Origin of the sequence: Vibrio ouci (genome assembly GCF_004551525.1) — a bacterium.
GTDB classification, from domain to species: Bacteria; Pseudomonadota; Gammaproteobacteria; order Enterobacterales; family Vibrionaceae; genus Vibrio; species Vibrio ouci.
The window spans coordinates 278,655-302,789 of sequence record NZ_SATR01000001.1 but is presented as its reverse complement, the minus strand read 5'-3'; the positions used below and the strand labels follow the sequence as shown (position 1 = coordinate 302,789).

The following is a 24,135-nucleotide window of genomic DNA, read 5'->3' as shown; positions in this document are numbered from 1 at the left end:
CACAGTTTTAATTAGTCAGTATAGTTTGAATTATTCAGTAAAACGCATCACACCTTCTTGTACTGCGCTTGCGACCAGGTGACCTTGGCGGTTGTATATCTCGCCTCTCACTAAACCACGAGTATTGCTCGCGGTTGGGCTATCAATCACATATAGCAGCCATTCATCCATTTTAAATGGGCGGTGGAACCAGATAGAGTGGTCGATGGTCGCGACTTGGAATTTCGGTGTCATCAGTGAAACGCCGTGAGGGTGCAGGGCGGTCACTAAGAAGCCCCAGTCAGACGCATAACCCAACAGATATTGGTGGATCAATTGGTTGTCTGGCATCTCGCCATTAGCTTTGATCCACAGATACTGCTTAGGCTCGACTTTTTGTGGCTTAAGCGGATTCACCACAGTAACCGGGCGCATTTCAATTGGCTTTTCATCACAAAAGGTTTTCTTAAGTTTTTCTGGTAGGAAGTCTGCAATTTTCGCAGCAAGCTCAGATTCTGACGCGTAGTTTTCCGGACCGGGAATATTTGGCATCGTATTTTGATGCTCAAAACCGGGTGCTTCTCCATGATAAGACGCGGTTAGGTAGAAAATAGGGCGACCATTTTGGATCGCTTTTACTCGACGGGTACTAAAGCTACGACCATCTCGGAGGTTCTCAACATCGTAGATAATAGGTCTCTCAGGATCGCCAGGGTATAAAAAGTAGCTATGGAATGAGTGAACAGTACGATCATCAGCGACAGTGTATCTCGCAGCAGACAGAGCTTGCCCAATCACTTGTCCACCATACACTTGAGGCAGGCCTAAGTTTTCACTTTGTCCTCTAAAAAGCCCTTCTTCAAGCTTTTCTAGTTGCAGTAAGTTCAATAACTCGTTGAGAGGTTGGCTCATTGTTGACTACCTTAATTACGCCTTGGCGCGATGTTCCACGTTGTTGTAGGAAAATTCAAACGGATGTTTAATTTTAGGTCAAGATCTCATCTTTACCGTTAAGCTGCTGTCAAGATTCAGATGTTGACGATGACAATGTTATGGCGCCTACATATAATCGTTATAAATTTAATTGCTTATAGGTAAGTTTCATGAAAAAAGCATTCGCATTCGTTGCATCACTAGTATTAGGAGCAGTATTGGTGGGTTGTCAAACAGAGCAAACAGAAACTGAGCAACCAGCGGTACAATCAATTACAGGTACAGTAGCGTACCGTGAGCGTATTGCATTGCCAGATGATGCAGTGGTTACTATCACTCTACAAGACATCTCTTTAGCCGATGCGCCAGCAAAAGTTATCGCTAAGCATCGTTTCGAGACAGCAGGTTCGCAAGTTCCTTTTGAGTTTGACCTTGCTTATGACCCAGCAAAAATCGAAGCTCGTCACCGTTACAGCGTGAGTGCACGTATTGAAGTGAATGGCCAACTTAAGTTCATTACTGATACATCGTACCCAGTCGTAACTGATGCAGATAAAACAGATAAAGTCGATCTACGTCTTATCGGTGTGCGCTAATTAAGTTCTTTATATCGGTGGTAGGCTAAGGCTGCCACCGATATTTCCTCAAGCTAATCTTGCCATCGTTACTGACTTCTACCCCTTCAGCGATCAACGCTTCCCTCTGTCGAACTAAATCTTCACCTTTCAATGAAATACGCCCTTGGCTATTGATGACGCGAAACCAAGGTAATTTACTCTCGCTAGGAAGATTGCCAAGTGCTTTACCAACATGACGGGCATAACCGGGATAACCTGCCATTTTTGCGATCTCACCGTAAGTACTGACTTTTCCAAGGGGAATTTGGTGAATTACAGCAAAGATTTGCATCAAAAACTGGTCCATAATCATTTAGTCCTAGTACAGATTTCCAAAGGAATGGATAAGGAGAGGGCATGCTATTTTCAACGTTTCAATTCCTAATAACAACCCTATTAGCGGTTGTATGTGCTCGAGCTATCAGTCTAAGTGAAGGCGATATTCCCGTCCTCGCGATGCTGATACCTGCATTGTGGATTCTCCCTCAAGGTGGATTAGTTGGCTTGCTACTTATGGCAGCTATGACCGTTTACGGCTTAACGCTACCTTATCAACCGATCACCTTGTCAATCAGCCTTTGGGTTTTATTCCCTCTACTTATGGTGGCCTTTTCCAAACGCAGTAGCTTAGCTGTGGTACTGACCAGCGCTTTAATTGTCACGACCTTGATGGTCGGGATAATGGTGACTCAAGCGGGTGATAAGCTTGCTGGTGAGCCGATGATCACAATGACCCAGATACTAGCTGTGATGGTAATTTGGTGGTCAGCGTCACATTGGAAACCATCGAGTAAGCATAGCTGGTGGGCTTTGGGGCTTATATTACCGCTTTGGATGGCCGATCTTTCATACGCAGTATTAGTCGCTTTAAGTATTACTGGCATCATGGCTTCAATGGAAAGCTTGTCAAAGTTGAAGACGTTCCGTTGGAGTAAGCTGTTGTGCTGGACGTTGCCTACAGTTGGTTTCGCGGCATTAGTTGTCTCACCAAGTATTGAAGTACCGAACCCTGTTTTTGTGGTTTGGATTTGTTTGTTAGGAACAGCTTGGATGACCGATTATATTCTTAGAAGTGCTGAAGAGAATCAAGATGCATAATTGCAATCAATGTCACCGCTTTGTTATATGAATTTGGTTAATTGGTTAACTTATGGCAAAGTTGAGCTTTATTTAGACAAAGCTATCAGGACTCCGCTTTAGCTTTGTATCTAGTAGCCTTGAAGAGCTACGTATATAAAGACAAAAGGGTTTTCTGTAAATGGCGAGCTTATGGCGATTGCTTAGCTTTGTTCTAATACTGTTACCGTCATCGATTTCACATGCGCAAACCACTTATAAGGTGGCGATGGAAGAAGATGATGTAGTCACGCGAACACTGTTTGATGCGGTAGCAAACGAACTGAATATCAATGTTCATTATGTCTACTACCCAAGTTTTAATGCCATTCTTAATGCGGTGAAAACTGGTGAGAGCCATTTTGCTGCCAATGTTACCTACACGGAGACACGAGCACAGTCGCTATCCTTTTCAAGCCCGACGAATATTGAATATACCTATCTATATAGTAACAACAATGCCACTCTGGATTCTGTCGAAACAATAGGGGTGCCGAAAGGTACGATATATGGTGGGTTAGTCCGAGATCATTATCCCTATATCCGCCAGATAGAATATAGAGGGCACCAGCACGCCAAGGCACTGCTTGAGTCAGGACAAGTAGACGGCGTCATTGATGCAATCAATCAACTTAAGCCTATGTTACTCGCGGGTTATGATGCTCAGCTATTAAACCACCAGATTTCAATCAAACCTGTGTCTATTGTAACGGCGGTCGGTACCAATCAAGTCATGCTAGAACGCATAGAGTCGTTTGTCCGCAGTGCCAGTATTCAGAAGACGCTGAGAGAATCAGTCAAATCCTATCAATTTGAAATACGCCAACAAGCGCTGAGAAGAGCCGTCCTAGATAGTGGTATCGACTTGACTAAGGTCTTCCAGGTTAAGCTTGATGGTATTGGACAGTATGCGACTTACAATAGCGATGGAACGGTGACTGGCATTAGCGCAGACGTCGTTCAACAGGCTTGCGCTATCTTATTGCTCAAATGCGACATAGTGAGTCAAGATGGTGAAACTTGGGAGAGTATGTACCAAGACCTACTCGACAAGAAAATTGATATCTTAGCGCCACTGATTGTTTCGGAGCAGCGCAAAGCCTTGTTGGAGTTTAGCTCGCCTTACTATTTTCCAGAAGTGGTGATGGTTAAGCGTGAAGGCTATAAACCTAATGTATATAGCAACGTATCAGAGTTGATTGTAGAAGAGGTAGGGGTTGTCAAAGAGGATTTCTTTGCCACGCTTCTCTCACAACTATTGCCGAATAAGCCTCTACGCTCCTATTCCAATATCGATGAAATCTTCACGGCGCTACTTGAAGGGGAAGTCGACTATATGGCGATAAGTCGAGCTAACTTTAATAAAACCCTACGCGAGTCGAATTCATTGCTGCCTTTAGAGGAAGATACAGCGATTGGTGGTTTTTACCAATCGGCAATCGCAATCGGATTTGCGAAAAATGAAACGGGTAAAAGGGTTGCGGAGTTATTTAGTCGAGCAATTAAAATGATCGATACCCGTCAGATCATCGAAACGTATGATTATCGGCCTAACTGGAAAGCAACGCTGCAAGCGGAAAAAGCGTTCGCCAGTAATACCCAGATCTTATTTGGCTTAATGCTGAGCTTTTTAGTCCTCATTGCGTTCTATCTTCATAGCCAGTCAAATACCGACCCGCTAACACGTTTGAAGAATAGACGTTCACTTCATCAGCGCTATCGTAATGGTCTATATCCGAGTGAAACTCTGGTCTATTTAGATATGAATCGTTTTAAGCAGATTAACGACACCTATGGACATGATATTGGTGACCAAGTGCTAGTGAGCGTTGCGCGTCATGTTGAACAGCTTTGGAATGGTCGTTGTTACAGAATTGGTGGTGATGAATTCATTTTGGTCGGGAAAATAGCAGAATCACGGCTGATTAAACTTATCCGCGAGTTGAAAACGGTCGAATTTACTTCTCCAGTGCAGCAAGTTTCGTTTCAAGTTTCTTTGGCTGTTGGTTATTCGACCTCCAGAAATAAAACCACCACATTGCAACAGGTGATGGGAGAAGCTGATAAAGCGATGTACCGTGATAAGTTAGTCGATAAAAACGCTGGCTGTGAACAAAAAACGTGTGACAATGTTGTCCGATATCTTAATTAATGGTCACTCCCTAAGCAGTTGAATCGGAAAGATGCTTTTTATTGGTGGTTTCGCTTGAAATCAGAATAAGGATACTTGATAATCCTCATCACTCCTTAGCGATGCTAAGGAAACAGAATCTATGGAGGCCCTGGTCCTCCCGCAACAATAGCTCGTGAACTCGGTCAGGTCCGGAAGGAAGCAGCCGCAGCGAGTGACTTGTGTGCCGGGATGTGGCTGGGGCTTCCACCCATTTGAAGCCTGCAATTTATGCTCGCATAAATTGCAGGCTTTCTTCATATTTGCACCATAAGTCTTCATAGTCTATTTTTTTGTTGTAGGTTTACAACAAAAGTGATTACGCTATGTTCGACCAAACCAAGAAGTCATCTCACGTACACAACATCTGTAAGTTCATGAGCTTGAAGAATGATGCTATTGTTCGCACTCTGTCTATTTTAGAGTTTGATTTCTGTTTTCACCTCGAATATAACGCAGACATCAAAAGCTTCACGTCCCAACCTTTTGGCTTCCACTATCAATTCAATAACCGAAAGTGCCGATATACCCCCGACTTTTTGGCGACAGATCACGACAACCATTCAACTTTCTTCGAAGTAAAACACTCTAGTCAGATTCTCAAGCCTGACTTCAGGGACCGATTCAAAGAAAAACAAAGAATTGCATTGAATGAGTTCAATCGACGCTTAGTTTTAGTTACTGAAAAGCAAATTAGAATGGGAGCAACTTTAGATAACTTCAAACTACTACACCGTTACTCCGGATTGCGAACCGTGACTGAGTTTCAAAAACTAGTGTTGGCGTTTATTCAACGTAAACAAATGGTGAGGTTACAAGAGGTGTCTTTGTATTTCGGCTTATCGGAGCAGGACACACTTATCTCTACTCTACCTTGGATCTCTTCAGGGCAAGTTAAAACAGACCTAAACGGCATTGGCTTTGGTCTCGAAACCTACGTTTGGTGTTAAATATGTCATCAGACTCCAAGAGTATATTTGGGTTCTTTGATGAGTTTGAAGCTTCAGAAGGAGAGTCTCAGCAGCTTCCAATAGAGCTAACTCAAGAACCTTTTGAAATATCTTCAACTATTGATTCTCAATCACCGAAGGTGCAACAAGAAGTTATCCGTCGTATCAAAATCATCGCTTTCGTGGAGAAGCGTTTAAAAGGTGGATGGACCGAGAAAAACTTGAACCCTATCCTAAGTCTCGTGGAATCGGAATTACAGCTCACTCCCCCGAGTTGGCGAACTTTAGCAACTTGGAAAAAATCTTACTTTGAAGCGGGTAAAGACCCATGTGCACTTATTCCGAAGCATACGTTTAAGGGCAACCGCCAAAAAGAAATGGATTCGCAATCCTTGATTGATGAGGCAATTCAGAACGTATACCTGACACGTGAACGACTTAGCGTTGCAGAAGCATACCGATACTATAAGAGTCGAGTGATTCAAATAAATCGCGGGATTGTCGAGGGGAAAATCAAACTAATTTCAGAGCGTTCTTTTTATAATCGAATACACGACTTACCTCCATATGAGGTCGCGATCGCAAGGTTTGGCAAACGATACGCAGACCGAGAATTTCGTTCGGTTGGTCAGCAAGTGGCTGCGACCAAACCAATGGAATATGTCGAAATTGACCATACTCCAGTTCCAGTGATTTTGATTGATGATGAGTTAGAGATTCCTTTGGGGCGCCCATACCTGACTATGCTTTATGATCGTTTCAGTAAGTGTATCGTAGGGTTGAGTGTGAATTTTAGAGATCCCAGTTTCGACTCTGTGCGCAAGGCTTTGCTTAATACTTTAATAGATAAAAGCTGGTTAAAAAATAGCTACCCTTCTATAAAGAATGATTGGCCATGTCATGGAAAGATTGACTACCTAGTTGTTGATAATGGCGCTGAATTTTGGACCGATAGCTTAGAAGACTCTTTAAGACCATTCGTAACTGACATTCAATATAGTCAAACTGCTAAACCTTGGCGAAAGTCAGGGATCGAAAAACTGTTTGATCAGATGAACAAAGGGTTAGTGAACGCATTGCCTGGAAAAACGTTCACCAATCCTACTCAACTTCAAGATTACAATCCTAAAAAGGATGCAGTGGTTAGAGTTTCCGTGTTTCTTGAGTTGCTTCATAAGTGGATTGTTGATTATTACCATATGGCACCAGACTCAAGAGAGCGCGCCATTCCATATCATAAGTGGAATCAATCGGAGTGGACTCCATCCTACTACGATGGTGCAGAGAAGGAGCAACTTAGAGTCGAGCTAGGCTTGCTTAGACACAGAACCATTGGAGTGGCAGGGATCAGGCTTCATAACCTACGCTATCAGTCCCCTGAACTTATTGAATACCGTAAATATTGGGCATCCAACAATGGCAAAAAGCTTTTTGTTAAGACCAAAACAGACCCTTCTGATATAAGCCATATTCATGTCTACCTAGAGTCGGAAAAGAAGTATATAAAAGTACCTGCAGTAGATAATACTGGGTATACAAATGGTCTATCACTTTTTGAGCATGAACGCATACAGAGAGTACGCAGGCTTAACATTAGACAACTTGCTGATGATGAGTCGCTTGCAGATACATTTTTATATATGAAAAGTCGTATTCAGGAAGAAACTGATAGATTCCGCAATGCAAAAAGTAATAAGGCTAGCTTGCCTAAAACGGGTAATACTTCGAAGTTAGCAAAGTTTAATGATGTGGGGTCAGACGGACCAAGCTCAATCAATACTATTCCAGTTAAACAAGAAACTACGGTAGTGTTCGATGTCTCAGGGCAATTATCTGATGATGATTTTGAAGATATTGAGGGGTATTAATTTGAACTTAACATCTAGTCAGTTTGAGCAACTAAAGTCCTTTGAAACTTGCTTTATCGAGTACCCTGCAATAACTGAAATCTACTCTATTTTGGATCAACTTCGTTTTAATCACTCCCTTGGCGGTGAGCCGGAGTCTTTCTTGTTAACTGGTGAGGCCGGAAGTGGAAAGACGGCTTTGATTAACAACTATCTATCACGCTTTCCGTCGAGTTCAACTTGGAGCAAACAACCAGTTCTCAGTACCAGAGTCCCGAGCCGTATAAATGAGCAGAATACGCTCACACAGTTTTTAGCCGATTTAGATGGAAAGTCAGGTGGAAGATCTAACCGACGACGGAATGAAATTGCACTTGGCGAAGCTGTCGTAAAGCAGCTTCAGCGTAAATCTGTAGAGCTGATTATTGTCAATGAAATTCAAGAGCTTGTCGAGTTTTCAACAGCAGATGAAAGGCAAGCAATTGCTAATACGTTCAAATATATAAGTGAGGAAGCGAAAGTTTCGTTTGTATTGGTTGGTATGCCTTATGCTGATGTATTAGCGACAGAGCCGCAATGGAACTCACGATTAAGTTGGAGGCGAAAGATTCAGTATTTCAAGCTGTTGAAAGCTACCAGTCATTCGAGTGGATCTGCACATTATGCCTTTGACTTGGAACAAAAAAAGCATTTTGCCAAATTTGTCGCGGGTTTGAGTTCGAGAATGGGCTTTGAAGAACCGCCAGTGCTTACAAAAAATGAAGTGTTATATCCTTTGTTTGTTATGTGCAGAGGGGAGTGCCGAGGGTTGAAGCACTTCTTGAAAGATGCACTACTGATGAGTTTCAATGAGAACGTCGATACGATAGACAAAGCGATATTGTCGCGCACGTTTTCATTTAAGTTCCCCTATTTGGATAACCCATTTGATGCTCCTGTAGAGGAGCTTCGTCTTCATCAAATTGACTCTGGGTCTACTTACAACCTAAATGCCATTGCCGCAGAAGATAAAATACTTGCTCCGCGATTTACAGATGCAATTCCGTTGAGCATGTTATTGAGTAAAAGCGGGCTTAAAGCTTAGAGATGGCTTTCGCCATTTAGGTTTTCCAGTAACGCCTTTTTCTCGTCGTCACTCATTTTCTCAATGGCACACGCCAGTTCAGCACTCAATTCGTTCCTACAGAAAAAATAGTTCAAGGGAACATCTAACTCTTCAGCCATTCGTTCGAGTGTACCAATATCTGGTACGTGTCTACCTTTCTCATAATGGTTCATTCGCCCACTAGCAGAGCTTGGTTCCATGCCGATTTTCACCCCTAAATCTTTTTGGGTGATTTTGGCTTTTTTACGCGCAGCTTTGAGCCTCGCTGGGATTGGGTTGTCTTTCTGCACTTACACATTTCTTTTCAACCTTTAGATAACTTAGATTGTCTAAGTTTTACTGATTTTTGTATACTTAGCAATCCTAAGTTTTCGTTGCGTACAAGAGTCACATGAAGAAAGTAACCAGAATTAACCCTGATATGTTTAACCTATTGATTGAAAAAGGGATGGACAATTTCTCTGTTATAGAAGCTAGGGATGCTTTGTTAAACGGTATTTCAACCTTTTCGAGCAGGGGCGACGCTCGAAAGTATATTTACAAACAACTTTTATCATTTGAGGAGAAAGGCTGGCTTTCTGTCATTGGGACTCGCAGAGACAAGCGTTACCATCAAACTAATGAGTTCAAAGCGCTCACAATTGAGCCTAGAGCCGCTAGAAATAAGAAAGTTAAAGTCGATTCAATAACTGTTCAAACTCCGGTGTGCTCTCTAAATACACTAGAGCAAGAGAAGAAACATCATGAAGGTGAGTTAGCGATTACTCTAGGCGAAATAGAGGAATATCAATCTTTGTTAGTACGTTTCCCAAACAACAAGCATGATATGGAGCCGTTATTCAATGCAGCTAGAGAGCGCTCAGCCAAGCTATTGGGCAAAATCAATGCACTAACCAACTGGATGCAAGTAGCCCAAAGCAAGGCTTCCCAATGTTAAGAACATGGCAAGCTGAATGTGCAGCTCAAGTTATCGATAAGTTTACTTCAAACAAGCGTTCACACTTCTTCTGTCAAGCAACTCCAGGAGCGGGTAAAACTGTTATGGCTGCAGAGGTTGCTAAGCGTCTTTTTCAAGAAGGTATGATTGATTTAGTTCTCTGTTTTTCACCATCTCTTTCGGTCGCTGAAGGGATGAAAAAGACCTTTTCATGGAAACTGAAATGTTCATTTAATGGTGGCTTGGGCTCTTTAGGTGGGTCTTATACGTATCAATCCATCCGTTTTTTAGATGAGAACTTTTGGAACACAGTCAGTAAATATAGAGTCTTAGTCGTATTTGATGAGATCCACCATTGTTCATTTGATGATGAGGGGCGATCAAATTCATGGGGGTTAGAAATTGTCAGTAAAATCCAAGGTTTTGCCCGTTACACATTAGCGCTGTCGGGCACACCTTGGCGCTCTGATCGACTACCCATTGTCATGGCTGAATATTCCGACCCTGAGGGTAAGGTTGTTTGCGATTACCAATACGGCTTGCAACAGGCCGTTGAAGATAAGGTATGTCGCCGCCCTAAAATCGTTTTAATCGATAATGAACACCTGAGTGTTAATGCTGGCAGGGACAATCAACACTTCGCTTCTATTCTTGATTGCCTTAAACAATCTGATGTCTCATATCACAGTGTCATTCACAATGAAGACGCTATGAATTACATATTGAATAGTGGTTGCCAAAAGCTAGCCCAAACAAGACAAGAGTCCCCAAATGCAGGAGGCTTAGTCGTCGCCGCTTCTATCAAGCACGCTAAACATATTCAAAAGCGGCTTATTGAGCACTTTAATCAATCAGTATGCATCGTGACTTATCATCATGATAATCCGTTAAATGAAATTGAGTCTTTTCGTCACTCGAATGTTCAATGGATAGTCAGTGTTGGGATGATCAGTGAAGGCACGGATATCCCTCGGCTACAGGTTTGTTGTCATATGAGTTCGGTCAAAACGGAACTTTACTTTAGGCAAGTCCTTGGAAGGATATTGAGAGTTAATGATTCACCCAACCAAGAAGCATGGTTGTATACCTTTGCCGAAGAAAGTTTGGTCAAGTTCGCAGAGCGTGTAGAAGAAGATATTCCAGAATCTTGTTCGTTTCTTGAAATTGAAAAGTCAGAAATTCCAACTTGCATAAACTCCTCATTTGAAGAGAAGTGCATTACTTCTGAACCACGAACAAATGATTTTCTACAAATTGAGTGGGCTACAGATACTTTTATAGAAAATGCGGATAGTGATTTTTTAGCCATCGAAGAATCAGAACGCATAAAGCTTGGGGCTTTTCGAGAGCGGGTGATAGCAGCTTTTGATTATGTTTAACCTCCCAAGTCTGCAATTTGTGATCGAATTACTTGTTAACCACACTATTGTTGCGTTCTTATTCTTCAATCATATGAACTTTGTTATATAATCCGTCGCAATTCAGTATGGAATCAAAGTCGTATGGTCGAAAAGTTCTCCAAGTCTAAGCTTTCTGAAACAGACATCATCACCAAGTTTATTCTTCCTGCAATAAAGAACGTAGGCTGGGATGATATGACTCAAATTCGTCAAGAAGTGAAGCTTCGAGACGGCAAGGTGATCGTTCGTGGTCAGGCTGCGGCTCGTAAGAAAGTGAAGTCGGCCGACATCGTTCTTTACCATAAGCCAAGTATGCCGCTTGCGGTTGTTGAAGCGAAAGCCAACAAACATGAAGTGGGCAAAGGCATGCAGCAAGGTATGGAGTATGCCGAACTGTTAGAAGTACCGTTTGTATTTGCTTCGAATGGTGATGGTTTCATCTTCAGAGATTTAACCAATCCCACCCAACTAGAAACAGAAATTCGCCTAGAGGATTTCCCGTCCCCTGAAGAGCTGTGGCATAAATACTGTGTTTGGAAAGGCTATAAAGAAGAGCATTTACCAATCATTACTCAAGACTATTTCGATGATGGTAGTGGTAAGTCACCTCGTTACTATCAACTTCAAGCGATTAACAAAACAGTTGAAGCGGTAGCGTCTGGTCAAGAGCGAATCTTATTGGTTATGGCGACAGGTACAGGTAAAACTTACACAGCATTCCAAATTATTTGGCGTCTTTGGAAAGCTAAAGCTAAGAAACGTATCCTATTTTTAGCCGACCGAAACATCCTTGTCGATCAGACCAAAACCAATGACTTCCAGCCGTTTGGCTCAGCGATGACCAAAATTACGGGTCGTACCGTCGATCCAGCTTACGAAGTTCACTTAGCGTTATATCAAGCGTTAACAGGCCCAGAAGAAGCTCAAAAAGCCTACAAACAAGTCGACCCTGATTTCTTTGACTTGATCATCATTGATGAGTGTCACCGTGGCAGTGCATCTGAAGATAGCGCATGGCGGGAAATTCTGGAGTACTTCAGCTCTGCAACTCAAGTTGGTTTAACAGCAACGCCAAAAGAAACAGATGAAGTTTCTAATATCGAATACTTTGGTGATCCTGTTTACACCTACTCATTGAAAGAGGGCATTGAGGATGGCTTCTTAGCGCCTTACAAAGTGGTTCGCGTTGATATTGATGTTGACGTACAAGGTTGGCGACCAACCAAAGGTCAAACAGATAAGCATGGCGAAGTGATTGATGATCGAATCTATAACCAGAAAGATTTCGACCGCACCATGGTTATTGATGAACGTACCGAGCTAGTGGCACAAACCATCACTAACTACTTAAAGCGTACTGACCCAATGGCGAAAACCATTGTGTTCTGTAATGACATCGATCATGCCGAGCGTATGCGCCGTGCTTTGGTGAATCTCAATCCAGAGCAAGTGAAGAAAAACGATAAGTACGTGATGAAAATTACCGGTGATGATGAAATCGGTAAAGCTCAGCTTGATAACTTCATCAACCCGAAAAAGAAATATCCTGTCATAGCAACGACCTCGGAGTTAATGACTACGGGTGTTGATGCGAAGACCTGTAAGTTGGTGGTATTAGATCAAAGCATCCAATCTATGACTAAGTTTAAGCAGATTATTGGACGAGGTACTCGAATTGATGAGCGTTACGGTAAGCTTTGGTTCACTATCTTAGATTTTAAGAAAGCGACTGAACTATTTGCTGACGAGCGTTTCGATGGCACGCCAGAGCGCGTGAAAGTAACAACGCCTGAAGATTTCGAAGACGAAGGTGCGTTAGACGATATTGTTGTGGGTACTGATGATGACGGTTTGGATAACCCGTTTGGGGACGAAGATATCGACCCTGATTCAGTTCAAGAACCAGAGCAAACCTATAGCAACAACGGCTCAGATACTGGAGCAACAGGTGATGATTGGGAAGATGAGAACAAAGTTCGTAAGTTCCATGTCAATGGCGTATCGGTAAAAGCACTAGCTGAACGTATTCAATATTATGATTCAGACGGTAAGCTTGTTACGGAGTCCTTTAAAGATTACACACGTAAGACCATGGCTAAGCAGTTTGCTTCTCTTGATGAGTTTACCAAGCGTTGGAATGATGCTGACCGTAAAGAAGCCATTATTGAAGAGCTTGCTCGTGAAGGCATCTTATGGGAAGCGCTCGAAGATGAAGTGGGCAAAGACTTAGATCCATTCGATATGATCTGTCACGTAGTGTATGACCAACCACCATTGACTCGTAAAGAACGTGCAGAAAACGTCAAGAAGCGTAACTACTTCACTAAGTATGGTGAAACAGCGCAACAAGTACTCAATAATCTGTTGGACAAGTACGCTGATGAAGGAGTTCAAGAGATCGAAAATATTCACGTCTTAAAGGTGAAGCCATTTGATGAAATGGGTCGACCGCTAGAAATTATCAAAAAAGGATTTGGTGGAAAAAACCAGTATCTAGAAGCGGTTAATGAACTAGAAGCTGCTATCTATCAATCCGCGTAATAATAAATAATCACAAAGAGTAAATACAAAAATTTCTGAGGCCGCTAGACTAGCGGCCTTTTTCATTTTCGTTGAACTGGTCTAATTCTGCCGAGAGTTCTGTTAGTTGAACGGTCAAATCGCTGTTAATGCATTCATGCTCAACATACTGAGGGAGTACGGTTCCCAGCTTTAACGCTTGGTAATCTGGATGCTCTGAGAGTATGCGTAAGTACTGTTTTAGCCGTTCGTCAGGCGTTGATTCACGTTGAAGTTGTTTTTTTATATTTTGTCCAAGCTTACGAATGTCATCTTTGTCAGTTTCTCTAAAATCATCGTTATCATTGAGTTCTTCATAAAGCACACTTGCAAGTTGGTTATGGCTCCAGCCTAAGGCATCCAAAGCTCGTTGAATCTGTTTTTGCGTTTGTTTTGTAGTTGTCCCCATTTGTCCCTAACCCCCTAGTTATTATTACCTTGTCTTAGCGAAGACATCTTAATCACGATAACAAAGGACAAAATCATGACTAAATCTAAAACACCAATGACACCTGAAGCCGCTGCTCGTATCCAAGGAAATGCAGCCAAGAAAAATGGTGGAAATGTGCCGAAAGGCGACTTTGCTGGCCGAGCTCAACGAGCGGCGCACAACAACCAAAAACAATCAAAATAGGAGCTGATTCATGAGTAAACCAAACCCTAACTACCCAAGCAAAACTGGTAAGCCATCTGGTCCTGGTCGTGGTAATACCAAAAAGTAGCAGACTTTATTTGGTGGCCTCAGTGCCACCATTTTATCGACAAGTATTAGCACTCTGTTTGAATACTCTGATGAAACTTGCCTGTTCGGATTTGTAGGTGGAATAAGAAACTTGGTCAATGGTTTTTCCTAGTGCGCATAAGCAAATCTCTCTCTTACTCTCATACCAACTAGAAGAAACCATGTTCGATGATGAGTTCACACAGCTATCGATAATGGCGTATTCTACAGCGAGCGGATATCTCGTCTCTTCTAAAGCCGCATTCACCTTGTAACCACCTATGGTTCCAACAACAAGAGCAGCGCTCGCTGAAATTAACTTTCGCTTACTGAACTTAAACCCTTTAAAGCTCTTCTCACACTCTGAACAAGATATGTTTTCTGCAAACTCAATCTCATTGTCCTTCTGGCAATGAGGGCATTCAATTTTCATTATTTAGCCAACTATGTTTATGATTCTAGTTTTATAAGTTTAGGTTATCGATTAATGAAAAGTATCTCTATTGTTTCATAGAACTAACTTCATTTTTTTTGACCTAGTTCTGTTATAATTCGCCACAAATTTCAGTTGTTTAAAAGTAAGAAAATTATGTCGATCAGTTCAGTAATTAAATCCATTCAAGACATCATGCGTAAAGATGCAGGTGTTGATGGTGATGCGCAGCGTCTAGGCCAAATGTCATGGCTGTTGTTCCTTAAAGTGTTTGATGCTCAAGAAGAAGAACTAGAGCTTGAAATGGATGATTACCGAGAGCCCATTCCAGAAGAATACCTCTGGCGTAACTGGGCGGCGGATGCTGAAGGCATGACTGGTGATGAACTGCTTGAGTTCGTCAATGATGACCTGTTCCCTACACTGAAAAACTACACCGCACCGATTGATAAGAACCCGCGTGGATTTGTGGTCAAAGAAGCGTTCAGCGACGCCTTCAACTATATGAAGAACGGTACGCTGCTACGCCAAGTCATCAATAAACTGAATGAAATCGACTTTACTGACTCTAACGAACGTCACTTATTCGGTGATATCTACGAGCAAATCCTGAAAGACTTGCAAAGCGCGGGTAACGCTGGTGAGTTCTATACCCCTCGTGCCGTGACTCGCTTTATTGTTGACCGTCTAGATCCTAAGCTTGGTGAATCTATTATGGACCCAGCAACGGGTACGGGCGGCTTCCTTGCTTGTTCATTCGATCATGTTAAAAACAACTACGTGAAAACGGCTGCTGACCACCAAACCCTACAAAAGCAAATCCACGGCGTTGAGAAGAAACAACTTCCGCATCTACTTTGTATCACTAATATGATGCTGCATGGCATTGAAGTACCCGTTCAAATTAAGCACGGCAATACGCTAAACAAACCACTAGCAAACTGGGATAGCAATATTAACGTGATTGCGACCAACCCTCCGTTTGGTGGTACAGAAGAAGATGGTATCGAGAAAAACTTCCCTGCAGAGATGCAAACCCGTGAAACGGCTGACCTGTTTTTGCAGTTGATTATTGAAGTGCTTGATGAAAACAACGGTAGAGCGGGTGTGGTATTGCCGGATGGCACCTTGTTTGGTGAGGGCGTAAAAACCAAAATCAAAAAGATGCTGACGGAAGAGTGTAACCTACATACCATCGTGCGCTTACCTAACGGGGTATTTAACCCATACACAGGCATCAAAACCAACATTCTGTTCTTCACCAAAGGTAAGCCAACTAAAGACGTATGGTTCTACGAACACCCATACCCAGAGGGCGTGAAGAACTACAGCAAAACTAAGCCAATGAAGTTTGAAGAGTTCAAACAAGAGCAAGAGTGGTGGGGCAGTGAAGACGACGGTTTTGCTTTTCGTGTTGAGAATAACCACGCATGGAAAGTTTCGATTGAAGAGATCATCGAGCGTAACTTCAATCTCGATATTAAAAACCCATATCAAGAAGAAGTTGTCAGCCATGATCCACAAGAGTTATTGGCAAGTTATGAACAGCAGCAACAAGATATCACAGATCTGCGTAACAAGCTGAAAGGCATTCTTGGTGATGCTCTGAAATCATCTGTAGGTGAGGGTGAATGATGAGCTTTGACCAAACACCTATCAATCAGTTGATTACAGACAATATCGATACTTGGACTTCAACGGTAAAAACTAAAGCAACCACAGGGCGTGGCAGTAGTAAAAAGCTAGAGTTGTATGGCGTTAAGAAACTGCGTGAGCTGATCTTAGAGTTAGCGGTGCGAGGTAAGTTAGTACCTCAAGATCCAAGTGATGAACCAGCTTCTGTTCTGCTTGAGCGAATTGCTGCGGAAAAAGCTCAGTTGGTGAAAGATAAGAGGATTAAGAAACCTAAAAAGCTATCTGAAATTAAAGAGGAAGATGAACTTTTTACACTGCCTAAAGGCTGGGCTTGGGCACGTTTAGGTACGGTAGGTAATGTGTTTAATGGAAACAGTATTAGTACAAGATTAAAATCAGAAAAATACTCAGATGGTGTTGGATTACCATACCTTTCAACTAAAGACATTGGTTATGGGTTTGATAAACTATCTTATACTGTTGACACACATGTACCTGAAAACGAACCAAAATTTAAACTTGCACCCAAAAGCACAGTGTTGATTTGTGCTGAAGGTGGTAGTGCAGGTAAAAAGTGCGGATTAGTTGATAGAGATATATTTTTCGGGAACAAGCTGTTTGCAAATGTTCCATATAGCGGGATTAAGTCTAGCTTTCTTCTGTCACTTTACCTAACGCCATTATTTTTTGAACAGTTCTCAGAGAAAATGACTGGTATTATTGGTGGTATATCGGTTTCAAATTTTGTTGAATTACTTGTTCCTGTGCCTCCTCAAGAAGAACAACACCGCATTGTCGCCAAAGTCGATGAACTAATGACACTCTGCGACCAACTAGAGCAACAAACCGAAGCCAGCATTGCGGCACATCAGGTATTGGTAACAACGCTGTTAGACACGCTAACCAACTCTGCAAATGCTGAAGAGCTAATGCAAAACTGGCAAATGGCTGCGGAGCATTTCGATACCCTGTTCACCACAGAAGAGAGCATCGACCAGCTAAAACAAACCATCCTGCAACTGGCGGTAATGGGTAAGCTTGTCCCACAAGATCCAAATGATGAACCTGCTGCAAAGCTGCTTGAGCGTATTGCGGAAGAAAAAGCGCAGTTAATCAAAGAGAAGAAAATCAAAAAGCAGAAAGCACTGCCGCCGATTTCTGATGATGAAATGCCGTTTGAACTGCCGAGTGGGTGGGAGTTTGCACATATGCAAGATCTTTGCTCTTTGATAACTGACGGCACCCATCAAACACCTAAATATACAGATGATGGACGACCTTTTATCTCTGCTCAGTGCGTAAAACCGTTTAAATTTATGCCGCAGCATTGCCGTTATGTATCAGAAGAACACTATCAGGCATATATTAAGAATCGCAAGCCAGAGTTCGAAGATATTCTGTTGTCACGAGTTGGCGCTGGTATTGGAGAAGCTGCGGTTATTGATAGTGATATTGAGTTCGCAATATATGTCAGCACGGGGCTGTTAAAACCTCATAAAAGTCAAATTCACGCAAGGTACTTGGAGCTTTGGTTGAACTCTCCAATTGGTCGAGGCTTCTCTGAGAGAAATACTTTAGGCAAAGGCGTTTCTCAAGGAAATCTCAACCTTACTTTGATTCGGAGTTTTATTGTCAGTTTACCTCCAATAAAAGAACAGCTACGTATTGTTGCCAAATTTCGAGAGTTAAATGAGATGTGCGATCAGTTAATAGAACGCCTCCGCGACAGCCAACAAACCCAGCTTCAGCTTACTGACGCGATTGTTGAGCAGGCGTTGTAGTCGACACGGTTATCGGTTCTGATACACATTAATGGCAGCTAGAACGCTGCCATTTTTCCCTAAGTTGTTTGAATAAAAATCATGGCTTTAGAACAAGTTATCTATGACCTTAAAGAGGTTAAAGGGCTCTCTGATGAAGAGCTTTATCAACGCCTTTACGATAGTTGGGGCTTGGAAAATCATAAAATTGATGTCTGGGGTGAACTGAGTATTAACGAGGCAGGGAACTGGGCTGGCATTCGTAACGCAAAAACACTTCATGACAACCAAAGCATAGAATACCCTTTGGCTGATTCTTATGAATTGCAATCAGGTGTGTTTTTAAACCCATCAGTAGCAAAAATAGTGCTAGGCAATGACACTAAAGGCATGGTTGCTTGTGAGCTAATGTTAGCGTCCATCCCGCAAAGAGCTAAGAAAAACAACCCATTTCTATTAGCCGTCAATGACAAGACGGTTGAGCGTTTGACCTACTTGCCCGATGCATTGCCTAACTTAGACCGGCAAGCCCTAATTCAAAATGAAGATGAAACACTCCTACGCAAAGTTATTTATGACGCAGAAGTTAAGCGTGTTAAACACAAAATCGCCTCAGAAACAGAAGCGTTAGAGGCAACGTTGCTAGAAAAACAACAGGATATGACTGAGAAGTTGGCGGAGTTGTCAGACGCATTCAAAAGTACACAGGATAAAATCACAGCATCAACGACAGAGCTTGAAAGCTCAATCAAGAGAAATGAAGAACTAAATAATGATAATGATCGGCTAAATCTGAAGATTCAAGAAAGCAAAGCTGAGTTAGACGTCATTATCGAAAAGAGCCGAAGAGCAGAGGAATGTATGGCAAGAAAAGTCGAGAAACTAACAGATTTCATCAAAGAGAAAGCCATCTTCCTCAAGAGTTTTGAGTTTTTGGATGATGAAGATTTCGACTTTTTTGTTGGAAGCCCCTTGTCTAATAAGGATCGTGGCGAGCACATCTCTTTTTCGCAATCCCTAAACTCTAACTACAGCGATGCCGTTTCATACATTCAAGCGCACCTAAAAGAACGAGATATTCTCTATCCGCGCCATATTATTGAGAACTTCTTGACGCTCATTCGTACCAACGATCTCATTATTTTGGCGGGAGACTCTGGCTCAGGCAAAACGAACCTGGTTCAGTCGTTTGCCAAGGCTATTGGTGGGGTATCGAAAATTATCCCTGTTAAGCCAAACTGGACCAGTTCAGAAGATTTGCTGGGCTATTACAACCCGCTAGAGAAGAAATACTTGGCGACACCATTTCTTGAGGCGTTGATCGAAGCTAAACAAAACCCTGATATCCCATATTTCATCTGCTTGGACGAAATGAACCTTGCCCGAGTGGAATATTACTTTGCAGACTTTCTTTCTAAGCTTGAAGAACGTAACGAGCAGCCGACTATTCAACTTTACTCGGATGATGAAGCCGCACACGTTCTCGCCGAGCTAAAAGGGGTTGTTTCGATCATTTCTAACGCGCAAGAAAAATTCAGCAAAAACGGCATCGTGGACTTCGTTGCGCTTATGCAAGATGAAGAGATAAACGCAGAGATGAAACGCGCATTTGGCTTTAGCGATAAAGACTCACTGATTAAATACCACGGTGACATCAGACGCATGTTAGCAGGTGTTCTCGGCACGCCTTCGTCGATCACGATTCCAGCGAACGTAAGAATTATTGGTGCTATTAACATCGACGAAACGACGCATTACCTATCACCAAAAATTCTTGACCGCGCGCATGTGATGAAGTTTAAGAGTCCTTTGCTGACCGACTGGGATGCTATTTTTGATGAGATTGACTCTTACGGGCTAGACGACGTTACTTTACCACTAGTGTTTGATATTGAAGAGCTTGGTGAGCGTACCCCTTATCCGAAATTTGAACGTTCGAATGAATTCTGCGAGTTATTTACGACTTTAAACCGAGATGTCTTTGACCCGCTTGGCGTGGAGTTTGGTATGCGTACCATTCGACAAGGGCTTAACTACGTAAGTTTGTTTAGCGATGTAAACGAAAATAAGTCTCTGGCCATCAACAACTTTATCGTTCATAAGGTGCTACCAAAATTCACATTTGATGGTGATAAGCAAGTAGGCGATTACAGTAAAGCTGAACTTGTTAGCCGTGTATTCTTACCTCGCCTTGAGTCGCTGTTGGGTAATCAAGCAGAGATAACGGCGGAGTTTTCTTGCACCAAATCGGTAGAGCGTTTGGTTAAAACCGCTGAATCGAATGATGGCGTTGTGAACTACTGGGCGTAATCATGGAAGCTCCATTCGTTATCAAGTTTATCGAGACCAAATGGCACGATAAGCAAACCTTAGTCAGTGTTAGCGAGTCGGAGTACTCGCTAAAGCTTGAGCAGATGGGGAACAATGCCTTTTCCGCACACACCACCATCTACCCTAAGGTCGATGAGCTACGTTTTGCTCAACTTGCGATTAAAACTAAGCATGGTGATCAGTCTCCGCCTTATATTGCCATGCCTAATGGTGATAGAAAGCAGTTAGAGTCGATAACCGATCCCGCTTCTAATGCTGTGTGGTGGGTTGAACCCGCTCATTGGGATGCCAAACAACGGGTTTGGCGAAGTGAGGCGCGGCGAACGGCTGGTCAGATCGCGTTTGTCATTGGTAACTCGACGCTAAAGCTTGATATTGATATCTCAGAACAGACCAAATCTGATCTTTCACGCTACCTATCAGATTTTAAAGCGGACCTGTGGGAGCTGATACTCGATGAGAATAGTCATATCACGGGCGACGCTAGAAATTCACAGGTTGCAGCCATCGACCAAGAAGCGTTGTCATTGGTCGCATCAATTCTTAGCAATGCACAAACCATCCTCAAAAAGCCCAAAGTTGAGCTGAAAGAAGTTCAAGCATTGAAGCTGGCCAAAGAGGTACGCCCTGTTCCACGTACATTTATGGAGATTTGTACCAAAGGTTCGCGTAAGCACTTAACGAGCCGTGCATCTGAGCCGAGTTACAACGTACCCGAAAACCAGTATGTGCTGTATGTGGTTTCGAGCACGCTGAGCATTGTAAAGCAATTGGTTAGGGTGGCTGACAGCAAAAAGAGTCGTTTTTCTGGTGCTATTGAAAAACTCAATGAGCGTTTTGAAAGTTTAAAAGGCTATCGCACGATCAACCGTGACCTAGTGGTTAAAGACTTAGAACGGCTGAAGAAACGACTTGATATAGAAGCAATCAATGACGAGTTGGCGAGTCAGCTAAGTGAAATTAATGCCAATAAGTACTTTTCACCGAATCATGCTGCCAAAGGCTACCTCAGATTAGAAAAAGCAACAGGTTCTGAGAATGAGTGGTGGGCGAAAATTAAGCCATCCCTGCATGATGATTGGCAACAGTTTGAACTAAATGGATATACCATTTTTAGTTCTGGTGAGCATTACGCGAGCTTGTTTAAGCCATACAGCGACTATGACATGGTGGCGATTATGCCTCCTCCCTCTAGGAGAGGAACAGCTTCGATTTTGTACCCAGAGTTCATATCCAAACTAACGATTCTGGCGGATTCGAGATCACTCTTAAGAGATAAAGAGAAGTTTTCCAAGTTGCGCGAGCAAGGCATTGCTCTAAATGAAAATGGCTGGAAAACGAAGCTGACACCGGAAGAGCTCTCTGAACAGGAGAAAGAACGAGAGACAATTCGAAAGCGTCTTAGTTACTTTGCTAGTGAGCATGAAAAAGTTGGAATGGTACATCAGGTACTGGCACCAAAAATAAAGCCCTTCCAACAAGTTGAGAAGGAATGGCGTCAGTGCAAAGTCAAAAGTAAAAGCACCTTTCCTAACTCTATGACCTTTGTGCAAAACCCTGCCTATCAAGCGGTTCACTCGGGTTTTAAAAAGTTAAAAGAGCAGATTGGCTTGGCCGATGAGGACATTTTGCTTTCGCTGGAGAAGATTGAAGCGATTGGGTTAGTCAACATGCCACTACTTTATGAACGTTGGTGTTTGCTGCAAATCATTAAAGTGCTGACTCATGCATTCCGATATCAGCCAGAGGACAACTGGAAACGAAAATTGATTGCGAATATTCAAGGCAATGAAGAACAAATCAGCATTCAGTTTTTCAACCCAAGTGTTTCAAGAACCATCACTCTGCAATACGAGCCGTTCTTAGCTAATGGTAAGCGCCCTGATTTTGTTTTGGATGTAGAAGCGATTACCAAAAGTGGTTACCAGATTTCAAAGCGGTTAGTCGTTGACGCTAAGTACTATTCTGCTGCCTATCTCAAGCAAAGAGGTGGGATAGGTGGGGTTATTCATGAACTTTACAACGGCAAAGATTATAGCGAAGGCCAGGAGAACAATGTGTTTGTTCTTCACCCCGTGTTAGATGCGGTTGAGAAAGTCGTGTCTCCGCAGGAGTGGGCGAAAGACAGTTATTTAGGTGAGCTGTCCATGTTTGACTGGGAAGCTGCACATCACGAACGCCAAGCCACAAGCTATGGCGCAGTATGTGCCAACCCAATGAAGTCGCAACGTTATCTTGATGAAATCCAACGTATGTTAGGGATGTTTTTGCAATATGGCATTGAAGATAATACGCCATCTCGTGCAGAGTCTGATGATACTCAAGCCATAAATTTCTGCGTGTCTTGCGGTTCAGAAAAAGTTTCTGATGTAACTAACTCAATGAGAACAAATAATCAAAAGCGTTGGTATCGGTGCAATGAGTGTACTCAGTTTACCGTGTATAACCACTGTGGTACCTGCAATTCACGATTGATTAAGAATGGCGAGTATTGGACCTATTTATCTTTGATGCCGATGTCTTCAATTAATATTAAGTGCCCAAGTTGCGAGTCGCCAGTTTAGTGAAAATAGAATAATGTCAAAGGTATAAACACAATAATGAGCCTCTATAACATATCTAACAAAAACCTAATCGCTTTAACCCAAACTACTTTTGCCGCTGAAGGGCTGCAAGAGCGTCAGGATCTGCAAGAAGCGCTTAAAGGCTGTATCGACGCCATTGCCCCAGATTGCCTTGTAATCTCTGAAGAGTTTTCCGACTGGGAAGACAGCCGTAGACGTATCGATTTGCTAGCCATTGACCGCAACGCTAACTTGGTAGTGATTGAGCTGAAACGCGATGAAATCGGTGCACACATGGAGCTTCAAGCGCTTCGCTATGCTGCTATGATTTCCACGATGACGTTTGATAAGGCTTGTGAGTACTTTGAGCGTTACATCGCTAAAGAGGAGCTAGAAATCAATGCCCGCGAAACCATTCTAGAGTTTGTCGACTTAGATGAAAGCAGTTTGGATGACTTTGGGAACGATGTCCGTATCGTGCTTGCCTCCGCTGATTTTGGTAAAGAACTGACCACATCTGTCCTTTGGTTGCGGGACAAAGGCATTGATATCAGTTGTGTTCGCCTTACACCATACCGCTACAAAGACGATGTGTTGATTAATGCAGAGCAGATCATCCCTGTTCCAGAGGTTGAAGCATATCAAGTCAAATTCCGCGAGAAACAGGCAGAGCAACGCACCAGTAAAAAGGGGCAGCGCGATTACTCGAAATATCGTTTTAATGGTCAAGTTTATAACAAACGTAAATTGGCATTGGCTGTCTTGACGCATTGGATTGAGCAAGAAAATCCTCAAAGCCTATTTGTCATAAAGGATGCGTTAAAAGACTATAACTTGCCTCGTGCCGTTGCTTTGTTTGAGGAAATCGCTGACAAACATTTAAACCGTTATCATTCGTCGGAATGCGATTTAATCACTTTGGTTTCTGGTGAGCTTATCGCAATTTCAAATCAGTGGGGTGACAACATCCCAAGGTTGTTAGAAGCGATGAAAAGATATGGTCTAGCAGCGGAACGAGTAGAGAACTAAATTAGTAAAGGGAGCTTTTAGCTCCTTTTTTGGATGTATTAATTGATTA

At 42.6% G+C, this 24,135-nt stretch carries 20 protein-coding genes and 1 other RNA gene; 16 read left to right on the top strand and 5 right to left on the bottom strand.

Translation table 11 applies throughout. From position 1 onward, the window contains the following. Positions 1–30: 30 nt before the first annotated feature. A complete protein-coding gene (gene tesB / locus ELS82_RS01270) occupies positions 31–891 on the bottom strand; it encodes an acyl-CoA thioesterase II (protein ID WP_134833853.1) in 861 nt (286 codons plus the stop codon). 191 nt (positions 892–1,082) lie between these two features. Here tesB and ELS82_RS01265 point away from each other — a divergent pair, with 191 nt between their 5' ends. Next, positions 1,083–1,508 carry a YbaY family lipoprotein gene (locus tag ELS82_RS01265; protein ID WP_134833852.1) on the top strand — a complete coding sequence of 142 codons (426 nt, stop codon included), beginning with the start codon at positions 1,083–1,085 and terminating at the stop codon, positions 1,506–1,508. 25 nt (positions 1,509–1,533) lie between these two features. Here ELS82_RS01265 and ELS82_RS01260 read toward each other — a convergent pair whose 3' ends face one another. Then, positions 1,534–1,836 carry a DNA base-flipping protein gene (locus ELS82_RS01260; RefSeq protein ID WP_134833851.1) on the bottom strand — a complete coding sequence of 101 codons (303 nt, stop codon included), beginning with the start codon at positions 1,834–1,836 and terminating at the stop codon, positions 1,534–1,536. Positions 1,837–1,886: 50 nt separating this feature from the next. On the opposite strand from ELS82_RS01260, the gene ELS82_RS01255 reads away from it, so the two are divergent. From ELS82_RS01255 to ELS82_RS01230, 6 genes are all read left to right on the top strand, one after another. Continuing rightward, on the top strand, positions 1,887–2,627 hold the full coding sequence (locus ELS82_RS01255; RefSeq protein ID WP_134833850.1) for a VP0952 family biofilm-associated protein: 741 nt from the start codon (positions 1,887–1,889) through the stop codon (positions 2,625–2,627). Between the two features lie 160 nt (positions 2,628–2,787). After that, complete coding sequence (locus ELS82_RS01250) at positions 2,788–4,797, top strand: GGDEF domain-containing protein (protein ID WP_134833849.1); 2,010 nt, start codon at positions 2,788–2,790, stop codon at positions 4,795–4,797. Between the two features lie 128 nt (positions 4,798–4,925). Beyond that, positions 4,926–5,022, top strand: an RNA gene (ffs, locus tag ELS82_RS01245) — signal recognition particle sRNA small type. Between the two features lie 119 nt (positions 5,023–5,141). Then, entirely contained in the window at positions 5,142–5,765 is a 624-nt protein-coding gene (locus ELS82_RS01240) for a TnsA endonuclease N-terminal domain-containing protein (RefSeq protein ID WP_134833848.1), read from the top strand. 2 nt (positions 5,766–5,767) lie between these two features. Then, the gene (locus ELS82_RS01235; RefSeq protein ID WP_134833847.1) at positions 5,768–7,633 is read left to right on the top strand and encodes a TnsB C-terminal domain-containing protein; all 1,866 of its coding nucleotides are present in this window, start codon (positions 5,768–5,770) and stop codon (positions 7,631–7,633) included. Beyond that, positions 7,602–8,696, top strand: coding sequence for a TniB family NTP-binding protein (locus ELS82_RS01230; protein ID WP_208733121.1), 1,095 nt, complete (start codon positions 7,602–7,604; stop codon positions 8,694–8,696). Before ELS82_RS01235 ends, ELS82_RS01230 begins: the two co-directional genes overlap by 32 nt. On the opposite strand, the gene ELS82_RS01225 is transcribed toward ELS82_RS01230, so the two are convergent. Beyond that, positions 8,693–9,007, bottom strand: coding sequence for a helix-turn-helix domain-containing protein (locus ELS82_RS01225; RefSeq protein ID WP_039483175.1), 315 nt, complete (start codon positions 9,005–9,007; stop codon positions 8,693–8,695). The genes ELS82_RS01230 and ELS82_RS01225 overlap by 4 nt on opposite strands. A gap of 101 nt (positions 9,008–9,108) precedes the next feature. On the opposite strand from ELS82_RS01225, the gene ELS82_RS01220 reads away from it, so the two are divergent. From ELS82_RS01220 to hsdR, 3 genes are all read left to right on the top strand, one after another. Next, positions 9,109–9,654, top strand: a complete 546-nt coding sequence (locus tag ELS82_RS01220) for a VspR family transcription factor (protein WP_134833846.1) — start codon at positions 9,109–9,111, stop codon at positions 9,652–9,654. Beyond that, positions 9,648–11,033, top strand: coding sequence for a DEAD/DEAH box helicase (locus ELS82_RS01215; RefSeq protein ID WP_134833845.1), 1,386 nt, complete (start codon positions 9,648–9,650; stop codon positions 11,031–11,033). Before ELS82_RS01220 ends, ELS82_RS01215 begins: the two co-directional genes overlap by 7 nt. A 123-nt stretch (positions 11,034–11,156) precedes the next feature. Next, positions 11,157–13,595, top strand: a complete 2,439-nt coding sequence (hsdR, locus tag ELS82_RS01210) for an EcoAI/FtnUII family type I restriction enzme subunit R (protein WP_134833844.1) — start codon at positions 11,157–11,159, stop codon at positions 13,593–13,595. A 49-nt stretch (positions 13,596–13,644) separates the two neighbouring features. Here hsdR and ELS82_RS01205 read toward each other — a convergent pair whose 3' ends face one another. Next, positions 13,645–14,022 carry an elongation factor Ts gene (locus tag ELS82_RS01205; protein WP_134833843.1) on the bottom strand — a complete coding sequence of 126 codons (378 nt, stop codon included), beginning with the start codon at positions 14,020–14,022 and terminating at the stop codon, positions 13,645–13,647. A gap of 75 nt (positions 14,023–14,097) precedes the next feature. Between ELS82_RS01205 and ELS82_RS01200 the strand changes: the two genes are divergently transcribed. Further along, positions 14,098–14,247 (top strand): hypothetical protein, encoded by a 150-nt coding sequence (locus ELS82_RS01200; RefSeq protein WP_134833842.1) that lies wholly within the window; start codon positions 14,098–14,100, stop codon positions 14,245–14,247. A 121-nt stretch (positions 14,248–14,368) separates the two neighbouring features. Here ELS82_RS01200 and ELS82_RS01195 read toward each other — a convergent pair whose 3' ends face one another. After that, a complete protein-coding gene (locus ELS82_RS01195; protein WP_134833841.1) occupies positions 14,369–14,767 on the bottom strand; it encodes a hypothetical protein in 399 nt (132 codons plus the stop codon). Positions 14,768–14,923: 156 nt separating this feature from the next. Here ELS82_RS01195 and ELS82_RS01190 point away from each other — a divergent pair, with 156 nt between their 5' ends. From ELS82_RS01190 to ELS82_RS01170, 5 genes are all read left to right on the top strand, one after another. Then, on the top strand, positions 14,924–16,402 hold the full coding sequence (locus ELS82_RS01190) for an N-6 DNA methylase (protein ID WP_134833840.1): 1,479 nt from the start codon (positions 14,924–14,926) through the stop codon (positions 16,400–16,402). Beyond that, positions 16,402–18,183: a restriction endonuclease subunit S gene (locus ELS82_RS01185; protein WP_134833920.1), complete on the top strand. Its 1,782-nt coding sequence runs from the start codon at positions 16,402–16,404 to the stop codon at positions 18,181–18,183. The genes ELS82_RS01190 and ELS82_RS01185 overlap by 1 nt, the downstream gene beginning before the upstream one ends. Positions 18,184–18,264: 81 nt before the next feature. Continuing rightward, the gene (locus tag ELS82_RS01180) at positions 18,265–20,472 is read left to right on the top strand and encodes an McrB family protein (protein ID WP_134833839.1); all 2,208 of its coding nucleotides are present in this window, start codon (positions 18,265–18,267) and stop codon (positions 20,470–20,472) included. Between the two features lie 2 nt (positions 20,473–20,474). Further along, positions 20,475–23,057, top strand: coding sequence for a nuclease domain-containing protein (locus tag ELS82_RS01175; protein WP_134833838.1), 2,583 nt, complete (start codon positions 20,475–20,477; stop codon positions 23,055–23,057). 36 nt (positions 23,058–23,093) lie between these two features. Beyond that, positions 23,094–24,086, top strand: coding sequence for a PDDEXK family nuclease (locus ELS82_RS01170; protein WP_134833837.1), 993 nt, complete (start codon positions 23,094–23,096; stop codon positions 24,084–24,086). Positions 24,087–24,135 lie beyond the last annotated feature (49 nt).

Coding starts and splice junctions, on each gene's coding strand:
- tesB (WP_134833853.1), bottom strand. CDS start 891: ATGAGCCAACCTCTCAACGAGTTATTGAACTTACTGCAACTAGAAAAG.
- ELS82_RS01265 (WP_134833852.1), top strand. CDS start 1,083: ATGAAAAAAGCATTCGCATTCGTTGCATCACTAGTATTAGGAGCAGTA.
- ELS82_RS01260 (WP_134833851.1), bottom strand. CDS start 1,836: ATGGACCAGTTTTTGATGCAAATCTTTGCTGTAATTCACCAAATTCCC.
- ELS82_RS01255 (WP_134833850.1), top strand. CDS start 1,887: ATGCTATTTTCAACGTTTCAATTCCTAATAACAACCCTATTAGCGGTT.
- ELS82_RS01250 (WP_134833849.1), top strand. CDS start 2,788: ATGGCGAGCTTATGGCGATTGCTTAGCTTTGTTCTAATACTGTTACCG.
- ELS82_RS01240 (WP_134833848.1), top strand. CDS start 5,142: ATGTTCGACCAAACCAAGAAGTCATCTCACGTACACAACATCTGTAAG.
- ELS82_RS01235 (WP_134833847.1), top strand. CDS start 5,768: ATGTCATCAGACTCCAAGAGTATATTTGGGTTCTTTGATGAGTTTGAA.
- ELS82_RS01230 (WP_208733121.1), top strand. CDS start 7,602: ATGATGATTTTGAAGATATTGAGGGGTATTAATTTGAACTTAACATCT.
- ELS82_RS01220 (WP_134833846.1), top strand. CDS start 9,109: ATGAAGAAAGTAACCAGAATTAACCCTGATATGTTTAACCTATTGATT.
- ELS82_RS01215 (WP_134833845.1), top strand. CDS start 9,648: ATGTTAAGAACATGGCAAGCTGAATGTGCAGCTCAAGTTATCGATAAG.
- hsdR (WP_134833844.1), top strand. CDS start 11,157: ATGGTCGAAAAGTTCTCCAAGTCTAAGCTTTCTGAAACAGACATCATC.
- ELS82_RS01205 (WP_134833843.1), bottom strand. CDS start 14,022: ATGGGGACAACTACAAAACAAACGCAAAAACAGATTCAACGAGCTTTG.
- ELS82_RS01200 (WP_134833842.1), top strand. CDS start 14,098: ATGACTAAATCTAAAACACCAATGACACCTGAAGCCGCTGCTCGTATC.
- ELS82_RS01195 (WP_134833841.1), bottom strand. CDS start 14,767: ATGAAAATTGAATGCCCTCATTGCCAGAAGGACAATGAGATTGAGTTT.
- ELS82_RS01190 (WP_134833840.1), top strand. CDS start 14,924: ATGTCGATCAGTTCAGTAATTAAATCCATTCAAGACATCATGCGTAAA.
- ELS82_RS01185 (WP_134833920.1), top strand. CDS start 16,402: ATGAGCTTTGACCAAACACCTATCAATCAGTTGATTACAGACAATATC.
- ELS82_RS01180 (WP_134833839.1), top strand. CDS start 18,265: ATGGCTTTAGAACAAGTTATCTATGACCTTAAAGAGGTTAAAGGGCTC.
- ELS82_RS01175 (WP_134833838.1), top strand. CDS start 20,475: ATGGAAGCTCCATTCGTTATCAAGTTTATCGAGACCAAATGGCACGAT.
- ELS82_RS01170 (WP_134833837.1), top strand. CDS start 23,094: ATGAGCCTCTATAACATATCTAACAAAAACCTAATCGCTTTAACCCAA.